Origin of the sequence: Alloalcanivorax venustensis ISO4 (assembly GCF_015356855.1) — a bacterium.
Lineage (GTDB): Bacteria > Pseudomonadota > Gammaproteobacteria > Pseudomonadales > Alcanivoracaceae > Alloalcanivorax > Alloalcanivorax venustensis.
Genome location: NZ_ARXR01000001.1, coordinates 254,966 through 263,535, shown reverse-complemented (window position 1 = coordinate 263,535; position 8,570 = coordinate 254,966). Strand labels below are relative to the sequence as shown.

Here is an 8,570-nt window from a genome sequence, read left to right as displayed (position 1 = left end):
CGCGCCGGCGCCGGGGGCGTCCACCGCGCTCAGCCAGGCGGCGGCGTCCGGCGGCGGCGCGCCGTCCTGTTCACGGGCCAGCGCCAGACGGCGGTCGCGGCGGTGCAGAAAGTCCGGCGTGTGCTGCTGGTCGCGGCGGTATTGCGCGTCGAAGTCCAGTAACCGGCGTACGGGCGAAAGCGGCAAAGCGGTGTCCTTGGACGTTATTTAACCGGCACGGTATAGGCGACGCCTTCTTTGGCGCAGCCGCTGCAGGCGTTGCTGTATTCGCCCAGGGTTTCGCCGTTCTTGTCCAGGCCGATCACCGGGCGGTATTCCATGGTGCACATTTGCGGCCGCGGTTCCGGGCAGGGGCGGGCGTTGTCGGGGAGGTTCGCCGGGGTATGGGCGCAGCCCGCGGCTGCCAGGATCAGCGTAAGGCCGGCGAGAGGGAAGCGAATCATGGGTGTCTCCGGGGTCGGTTGCGTGTTTTATCCTGGGTCCATGTTAAAGGTGGACCCGGGGCGGGCAAGCAAGTTCTTTAGTCGCCGGGCCGACCGTGGCAATATTTTTGACCTGATTTCCAACGGGGACACCATGAATCACGTTGATTGGCGCGCGGAAGCGGCCGCCATCTGGCGGCCCAGACAGCAACGACTGAGACCGGTGCGGCACCTGGACCCGGTGGCGCTGGACGATCTGCTCGGCGTGGACACGCAGAAACGGAAGCTGGTGCAGAACACCGAACGCTTCCTGGCCGGCAAGCCCGCCAACCATGCGCTGCTGTGGGGCAGCCGGGGCACCGGCAAGTCGTCGCTGGTGAAAGCGCTGCTGAACGAATACGCGCCGCGCGGGCTGCGCATGATCGAGGTGGAAAAGCACGACCTGGTGGACCTGCCGGAGATCGTCGATGATCTGCGCGAGCGCGCCCAGCGTTTCGTGGTGTACTGCGACGACATAGCCTTCGAGGACGGTGAAACCCAGTACAAGCACCTGAAAAGCGTGCTGGAAGGCTCGCTGGAGCTGCCGCCGGAGAACGTCCGCCTGTACGCCACCAGTAACCGCCGCCACCTGGTATCCGAGTACCAGGCCGACAACGAGCAGAGCCGGGTGGTGGGCCGTGAGATCCACCACGGCGACGTGGTGGAAGAGAAGATTTCCCTGTCCGACCGGTTCGGCCTGTCGCTGAGCTTTTACCCGATCAATGAAGCGCAGTATTTCCAGATCGTCGATCACCTGTTCGGCGAGGTCGCCGACCGCGACCGGCTGCACATTCTCGCCCGCCGCTTTTCCATGGAGCGCGGCGGGCGCTCCGGGCGCACCGCCCGGCAGTTCTATAATCAATTCGTGGGCGAGCTCTGATACCCGGGTGGCGGGCCGGTCTTGTGTTCGCCCCGGATCGGCGTGGCATACTACGGACCCTTTTCAGTGATTCGGTTTTGCATGGACTGCCAATTGCGGCACCACAGAATGATCAGTATGCCCGCCCACTGCCCGCGGCGGGGCCGCCGCCCCTATTTCCCGGATCCGCCCGTTGTCACGCTGAGTTGATGATTTACTGATAAGCTCGACGCGGCGTTGCCGCAACTGACAACGGATTGCCTATGAATCTTTCCATTCTGGTGCTGCTGCCCTTTCTGGGGGCCGCACTGCCGCCGCTGGCCGAACGTTTCAGGGCCTCGCGCACGCTGCTGGCGCTGAGCGCCGCGGCGTTGCCGGCTCTGGCGCTGGCTTTGATGGTGGCGCCCGCGCGACGGGTGATCGCCGGCGAAACGGTGCTCTCTTCACTGCAGTGGCTGCCCAGCCTGGGCCTGGACCTGGCGTTCCGCCTGGACGGCCTGGCGCTGATGTTCGCCATGCTGGTGCTGGGCATCGGCCTGCTGATTATTCTGTACGCGCGCTACTATCTGTCCGCCGATGAAAAAGCCGGGCGTTTTTACGCCTACCTGCTGCTCTTCATGGGCGCCATGCTGGGGGTGGTGACCAGTGACAACCTGCTGCTGCTGGTGGTGTTCTGGGAGCTCACCAGCCTCAGCTCGTTCTTGCTGATCGGTTTCTGGTCGCACAACAGCGGCGCCAGGAAGGGGGCGCGCATGGCGCTCACGGTCACCGGCCTGGGCGGCCTGGCACTGCTCGCCGGGGTGCTGCTGATCGGCCAGGTGGTGGGCAGCTATTCCCTGGGCGAGGCGCTGGCCAGCGGCGACGCCATCCGCGCCAGCGGGCTCTACCCGCTGATTCTGTGCCTGGTGCTGCTGGGTATTTTCACCAAGAGTGCCCAGTTCCCGTTTCACTTCTGGCTGCCCCATGCCATGGCGGCGCCGACGCCGGTAAGTGCTTACTTGCACTCCGCCACCATGGTCAAGGCGGGGGTGTTTTTGCTGGCCCGCTTCTACCCGATGCTGGCGGGCACCAACCTGTGGTTCGACCTGGTCACGCTGGCCGGCATGGCGACGCTGCTGTGGGGTGCGCTGGCCGCGCTGTTCCAGCACGACCTGAAAGGGTTGCTGGCCTATTCCACCATCAGCCATCTGGGTCTGATCACCCTGCTGTTCGGCCTGAACACCGAGCTGGCGGCGGTGGCGGCGGTGTTCCACATCATCAACCACGCCACCTTCAAGGCGTCGCTGTTCATGGCCGCCGGCATCATTGATCACGAAACCGGCACCCGGGACATGCGCCGTATCAACGGCTTGTGGCGTTACATGCCGTACACCGCGGTGCTCGCCATGGTGGCCTCGGCGGCGATGGCCGGGGTGCCGTTGCTCAACGGCTTCCTGTCCAAGGAGATGTTCTTCGCCGAGACCCTGCAGTCCGACCGCCTCGGCGCCCTGAGCTGGGTGCTGCCGCTGGGCGCCACCCTGGGCGGCGTGTTGTCGGTGGCCTATTCGGCGCGCTTTATCCACGACGTCTTCTTCAACGGCGAGCCGGTGAACCTGCCCAAGTTTCCGCCCCATGAGCCGCCCCGTTACATGAAAGTGCCGGTGGAGATTCTGGTGGCGCTGTGCGTGGCGGTCGGCGTGTTCCCGGCGCTCACCGTGGCCGGGCTGCTGGCGGTGGCCGGCACCGCCACGCTTGGCGGCACCCTGCCGGAATACCATCTTTCCATCTGGCACGGCTTTAACCTGCCGTTGCTGATGAGCGTCATCGCCCTGGTCGGCGGCGTGCTGGTCTACAGCCAGCGGCAGCGCCTGTTCCGGTGGCACGCGCGCCTGCCCGAGATCAACGCCAACCTGATTTTCGAGCGCGCCATGCAGGCGGTGGCGGGGTTCGCCGGCGCGTTGAGCGGGCGCTTGCGCAACGGCTCCCTGCAGACCTATGTGGCCTGGTTGCTGGCGGTGGTCTCGCTGGTGCTGCTGACGCAGCTGGGGCCGCGTTTGCTGAGCGGCGACCGGGCGCTGCTGCCCCTGGACGGGGTGGCGCTGCTGGCCGGCGCCATGTTGATCGTGGCCGCGGTGATCACCGCCATTCTGCACCGCCACCGGATGACGGCGATCATGTCGATCAGCGTGGTGGGGCTGGTGGTGTCGCTGGTGTTCGTGCGCTTCTCGGCGCCGGATCTGGCGCTCACCCAGCTTTCCGTGGAAGTGGTCACGGTGATGCTGCTGATCCTGGCGATGTACTTTCTGCCGGTGCGCACCAGCGCCGAATCCGGCGTGTTCAGAGTGTTCCGCGATCTGTTCCTGTCGGTGGTGGTCGGCGGCGGCGTCGGCGTCATGGCGTTCGCCATGATGACCAGCGACTTCAACAGCATCAGTGGCTTCTTCCTGGAGAACGCCAAGCCGGGCGGCGGTGGCACCAATGTGGTCAACGTGATCCTGGTGGACTTCCGGGGCTTCGATACCTTCGGTGAGATCACCGTGCTGGGCATCGCCGCCATGGGCATCTACGCGCTGCTCAAGGATCTCAAACTGACCTCGCCCCGGGCGGATTCCACCGGCCGGCCCTGGGCGCGGGACGCGCACCCGCTGGTGCTGGTGACCATCTCGCGGCCGTTGCTGCCGCTGGCCCTGCTGGTGTCGGTGTACATCTTCCTGCGCGGCCATAACCTGCCCGGCGGCGGCTTTATCGCCGGCCTGGTGACGTCGGTGGCGCTGTTGCTGCAGTACGTGGCCTCCGGGGTGGGCTGGATGCACCACCGCATGCCCGGCGACTACCACCCGGTGGTGGCGTTGGGCCTGCTGCTGGCCGGGATCACCGGGGTGGCCTCCTGGTTGTTCGGCCATCCGTTCCTGACCAGCACCTTTGATTACATCCACTGGCCGCTGGTGGGCAAGTTCGAGGTGGCCAGCGCCATGCTGTTCGATACCGGTGTGTTCCTCACCGTGGTGGGCGCCACGCTGCTGATGCTGGCGAACCTCGGCAAGCTGTCGCTGTTGGACGACAAGGGCGCCGGCACCGGCGCCGGGAATGACCCTGACCAAACCGGCCAGAGAGGAGGCGCCTGATGGAAGTGATGCTTGCGTTGATCATCGCGACGCTGGTCGGTTGCGGCGTCTATCTGACCCTGCGCGCGCGCACCTTCCCGGTGATTCTGGGCATTACGCTGCTCAGCTACGGGGTCAACCTGTTCGTGTTCGTGTCCGGCCGCTTGAGCCTGAACCAGGTGCCGGTGGTGGGCATGTCCGAAAACGCCAGCGACCCCTTGCCCCAGGCGCTGGTGCTGACCGCCATCGTGATCGGTTTCGCCATGACCGCCTTTCTGGTGGTGCTGGCCCTGCGCGGCCAGGGTGAAATGAAGAGCGATCACGTGGACGGTGGCTCCGACGGGGAGGACGGCTGATGGAACATTTGATCATCGCGCCGATTCTGATCCCCGCGTTCGCGGGCATGCTGCTTTTGCTGGAGGTCCGCGAACGCCAGCGCCTGCGCCGCCTCACCGGTTTGCTGGCGACCCTGGCATTGATCCCCGTGGCGCTGGGCCTGTGGCAGCAGGCGGCCAGCGGCGACATCGGCGTGTATCAGCTGGGTGACTGGCGGGCGCCGTTCGGCATCGTGCTGGTGCTCGACCGGTTGAGTGCCCTGATGGTGCTGCTCACCGCGGTGCTGGCGCTGCCGGCGCTGATCTACGGCAGCCGTGGCGACGACCGGCGCGGCGCCAACTTCCACGCGTTGTTCCAGCTGCAGCTGATGGGCATCAACGGCGCCTTCCTGACCGGCGACCTGTTCAACCTGTTCGTGTTCTTCGAGGTGCTGTTGATCGCCTCCTACGGGCTGGCCCTGCACGGCCGTGGCCCGGCCCGGGTGAAGGGCGGCATTCACTATGTGGTGCTCAACCTGATCGGTTCGGCGCTGTTCCTGGTTGCGCTGGGGCTCGCTTACGGCACCACCGGTACGCTCAATATGGCCGACTTTGCGGTCAAAGTGAGTGAACTGGAGGGTAACAGCCTGGATCTGGCGCGCCTTTCCGGCCTGCTGATGTGGGTGGTGTTCGGCCTGAAGGCGGCGCTGTTCCCGCTCTACTTCTGGCTGCCGGCCACCTACGCCAGCGCCACGGCGCCGGTGGCGGCGCTGTTCGCGATCATGACCAAGGTGGGTATCTACGCCATCGCCCGGGTGTACGGCCTGGCGTTCAGCGGCGGCGCGCTGGCCGGGCTGGGCCGGGACCCGCTGTGGATTCTGGCGCTGATCACCCTGGGCCTGGCGGCGGTGGGTGTGCTCGGCGCCCGCCGCCTCGGCGAAATGGTGGCCTATTTGCTGGTGATGTCGGTGGGCACGCTGGTGGCCGGGCTGGCCTGGTCGTCGCCGGCGGCCTTCGGCGCCATGCTTTACTACCTGATCCACTCGACCCTGGTGTGCGGCGGCCTGTTTCTGCTGGCGGACCTGGTGTCCCGGGGGCGTGGGGAACTGGCGGACCGGCTTGAAGCGGGGCCGTCCCCCGTCGGCCGCGGGGTGCTCGGCGCGCTGTTTTTCGCCGGCGCCATCGCCGTGGTCGGCCTGCCGCCGTTATCCGGCTTTATCGGCAAGGTCGCCCTGATGCAGGCGGTGCCGGCGCCGGTCTATTGGTTGCTGTTGCTGGGCGGCGGCCTGATCGCCCTGATCGGCCTGAGCCGGGCCGGGTCGACGCTGTTCTGGCGGGCCACCGGCGACGGCGAAGAACGCAGCCTGGACGGGCCGCGCCTGGCGGCCACGGTGGCGCTGCTGGCCACCACCCCGGCGCTGGCGATCTGGGGCGAGCCGGTGCTTGAAGCCTGCCTGGCGGTGGCCGGGCAGTGGGCGCAGCCCGGCCTGTATATCGACGCGGTGCTGGGCGCCGGGGAGAGTGCGTTATGAGTCGAGTATTGCCGTTTCCGCTGTTGAGCCTGTTTCTGTGGGCCACCTGGATGCTGCTTAACGGCTTCTCCTGGGGGCACGCCCTGCTCGGTCTGGTGCTCGCGGTGGTGCTGCCGCTGGGCACCCAGTCGTTCTGGCCCAATGTGCCGCGCCTGCGCAACTTCCCCAAGCTGGTGCGGTTCGTGCTGGTGGTGCATTGGGACATTCTCACCGCCAATATGGCGGTGGCGATTCTGATCCTCGGGCCGCCCCGGCGTTTGCGGCCCGGGTTCGTGGAGCTGCCGCTGGACCTCACCGACGAGTTCGCCATCACGCTGCTCGCCAGCACCATCTCGCTGACGCCGGGCACGGTCAGTGCCGATGTCAGCGAGGACCGGCGCACCCTGCTGATCCATGCCCTCGACGTGGACGACCAAGACGCCATGATCCGGCAGATCAAGCAGCGCTATGAGCGGCCACTGAAGGAGATTTTCGAATGCTAGAGACCGCGCTGACGATTGCCTTCGGGCTGTTCGTGCTGGCCCTGCTGCTCAACCTGTACCGGTTGTTGCGCGGGCCCACGCTGCCGGACCGGGCCCTGGCCCTGGACACCATGTACATCAACACCATCGGGCTGATCGTGCTGTACGGCATTTCCTCGGACAGCAAGCTCTATTTCGAGGCCGCCATGCTGATCGCGTTGATCGGCTTCGTGAGCACCGTGGCGGTGGCCAAATACATGTTGCGTGGCGACATCATCGAGTAGGGACGACACTATGAACGAGATCGTTGAATTTCTGGTCAGTGCCTTCATTCTGGTCGGGGCGGTGTTCGCGCTGGTGGGGTCCATCGGCCTGGTGCGGCTTTCGGATTTTTATCTGCGTCTGCACGGCCCGACCAAAGCCAGCACCCTGGGCGTGGGCGGCACCATTCTCGGGTCGCTGCTGTTTTTCTCCTGGCAGGAGCGGGCGTTGCAGCTCCAGGAAGTGCTGATCGTTCTGTTCCTGTTTATCACCGCTCCGGTATCGGCGCACATGCTGGCCAAGGCGGCCATGCACCGCAATCTGAAGCGCCGGGAAGATACCCGCGGCGGCCCCTGGAAGCAGTAGCCGCAAGCGGGTTTAATAGTGCTTGTTGTGCAGGAATTATGAAATTTGTAAAAGGTATTAGGACGTGGAAACTTTTTCCAAAGGCGGCCAGTCCTAATCAATAGCTACGGACCGGTACCCCCGATCCCCCAGTACCCTCACCGGTTCGTAGCTTCTGGACACCCCGGTCTCTCCCCCAGGAGGCTGGGGCGGCAAGCCTCCCTGGCAGCGCAGTCGTTCCCTTCCCCCACTTGCTGCCAGGGATTTTTTTTGCCCACTGAAAAGTGGGACTTCCCCTCTTCCTTCTTCTTGCCGTTCACTGAAGCAAGAGGCATGCCTGTTTTTGGAAATCGGTAAAAGACGTTTTATGTCAGTGGGTTACACTGAATCGGCACGCTTTGGCCGGCGCCGCCCCTGCGCCAGAGCGGTGTCGTAAAACGTCGCCGGAGTGACGGACCCGGTCAGCCCGCCGGGTCCGGCGGCACCGCCAGCCAGGTGCCGAGCTGGCGCCAGGCCTCGTCGCAGCCGCTGCCGTTGGTGGCGGAAAACAGCTGGGCGCTGAGCGGCGCCGGGTGATCGCGGACGTCCTTGAGCACCTGCAGCAGGGTGTTCTTGGCGGCGCCGTACTTGAGTTTGTCCGCCTTGGTGATCAGCAGGTGCAGCGGCATGCCGGCGCGCGCCGACCATTCCAGAATCAGACGGTCGAAATCCTTGAGCGGATGGCGGATGTCCATCAACAGCACCAGCCCGGTGAGGCTTTGCCGGCGCGCCAGATAATCGTCCAGGTCGCGCTGCCATTGCTGGCGGGTCACCTTGTCCACCTTGGCGTAGCCGTAGCCGGGCAGGTCCACCAGGCGCCGCTCCTCGTCCAGCTCGAAGAAGTTCAGCAGCTGGGTGCGGCCCGGGGTCTTGGAGGTGCGCGCCAGGGTGCGCTGGCCGGTGAGGCGGTTGATGGCGCTGGATTTGCCGGCGTTGGAGCGGCCGGCGAAGGCCACCTCGAAACCCGCGTCCGGGGGGCACTGTTCCACGTTCTGGGCGCTTTTCAGGAAGCGGGCCTGGTGGAGAAGGCGCTGGGTCGGATCTTGGGCCATTATCGGTCTCTCAGTGAGCGCGGACAGCGAATACCCGCGCCTTTAATAAGGCATATGACGGGAGCGAACCTCTAGTATATAATGCGCGCCGTCGCGCGTTCGCCGTGCGGCCGACGTTCTACAGGTGTTTGTGTGCAAAGGCAAATTCGGCGCCGACGCCTGA

General features: G+C 65.6%; 9 protein-coding genes and 1 pseudogene. 7 read left to right on the top strand and 3 right to left on the bottom strand.

The genetic code is table 11. The annotated features are described in order from the left end of the window. A pseudogene (locus tag ISO4_RS01235) lies at window positions 1-186 on the bottom strand (hypothetical protein); the annotation flags it as partial. 17 nt (window positions 187-203) lie between these two features. Next, window positions 204-443, bottom strand: coding sequence for a kazal domain protein (locus tag ISO4_RS01230; protein ID WP_142947645.1), 240 nt, complete (start codon window positions 441-443; stop codon window positions 204-206). Between the two features lie 133 nt (window positions 444-576). Here ISO4_RS01230 and ISO4_RS01225 point away from each other — a divergent pair, with 133 nt between their 5' ends. From ISO4_RS01225 to ISO4_RS01195, 7 genes are all read left to right on the top strand, one after another. Further along, on the top strand, window positions 577-1,341 hold the full coding sequence (locus ISO4_RS01225) for an ATP-binding protein (protein WP_142947644.1): 765 nt from the start codon (window positions 577-579) through the stop codon (window positions 1,339-1,341). A 242-nt stretch (window positions 1,342-1,583) separates the two neighbouring features. Continuing rightward, window positions 1,584-4,424 (top strand): monovalent cation/H+ antiporter subunit A, encoded by a 2,841-nt coding sequence (locus ISO4_RS01220; RefSeq protein ID WP_194854870.1) that lies wholly within the window; start codon window positions 1,584-1,586, stop codon window positions 4,422-4,424. Beyond that, entirely contained in the window at window positions 4,424-4,759 is a 336-nt protein-coding gene (locus ISO4_RS01215) for a Na+/H+ antiporter subunit C (protein ID WP_142947642.1), read from the top strand. The genes ISO4_RS01220 and ISO4_RS01215 overlap by 1 nt, the downstream gene beginning before the upstream one ends. Then, on the top strand, window positions 4,759-6,249 hold the full coding sequence (locus ISO4_RS01210) for a monovalent cation/H+ antiporter subunit D (RefSeq protein ID WP_194854869.1): 1,491 nt from the start codon (window positions 4,759-4,761) through the stop codon (window positions 6,247-6,249). Before ISO4_RS01215 ends, ISO4_RS01210 begins: the two co-directional genes overlap by 1 nt. Then, entirely contained in the window at window positions 6,246-6,731 is a 486-nt protein-coding gene (locus ISO4_RS01205; RefSeq protein ID WP_142947640.1) for a Na+/H+ antiporter subunit E, read from the top strand. The genes ISO4_RS01210 and ISO4_RS01205 overlap by 4 nt, the downstream gene beginning before the upstream one ends. Beyond that, entirely contained in the window at window positions 6,725-6,994 is a 270-nt protein-coding gene (locus ISO4_RS01200; protein ID WP_142947639.1) for a K+/H+ antiporter subunit F, read from the top strand. The genes ISO4_RS01205 and ISO4_RS01200 overlap by 7 nt, the downstream gene beginning before the upstream one ends. Window positions 6,995-7,004: 10 nt before the next feature. Next, window positions 7,005-7,337 (top strand): Na+/H+ antiporter subunit G, encoded by a 333-nt coding sequence (locus ISO4_RS01195; RefSeq protein WP_142947638.1) that lies wholly within the window; start codon window positions 7,005-7,007, stop codon window positions 7,335-7,337. Between the two features lie 440 nt (window positions 7,338-7,777). On the opposite strand, the gene yihA is transcribed toward ISO4_RS01195, so the two are convergent. Beyond that, complete coding sequence (gene yihA / locus ISO4_RS01190; protein ID WP_142947637.1) at window positions 7,778-8,407, bottom strand: ribosome biogenesis GTP-binding protein YihA/YsxC; 630 nt, start codon at window positions 8,405-8,407, stop codon at window positions 7,778-7,780. Window positions 8,408-8,570 lie beyond the last annotated feature (163 nt).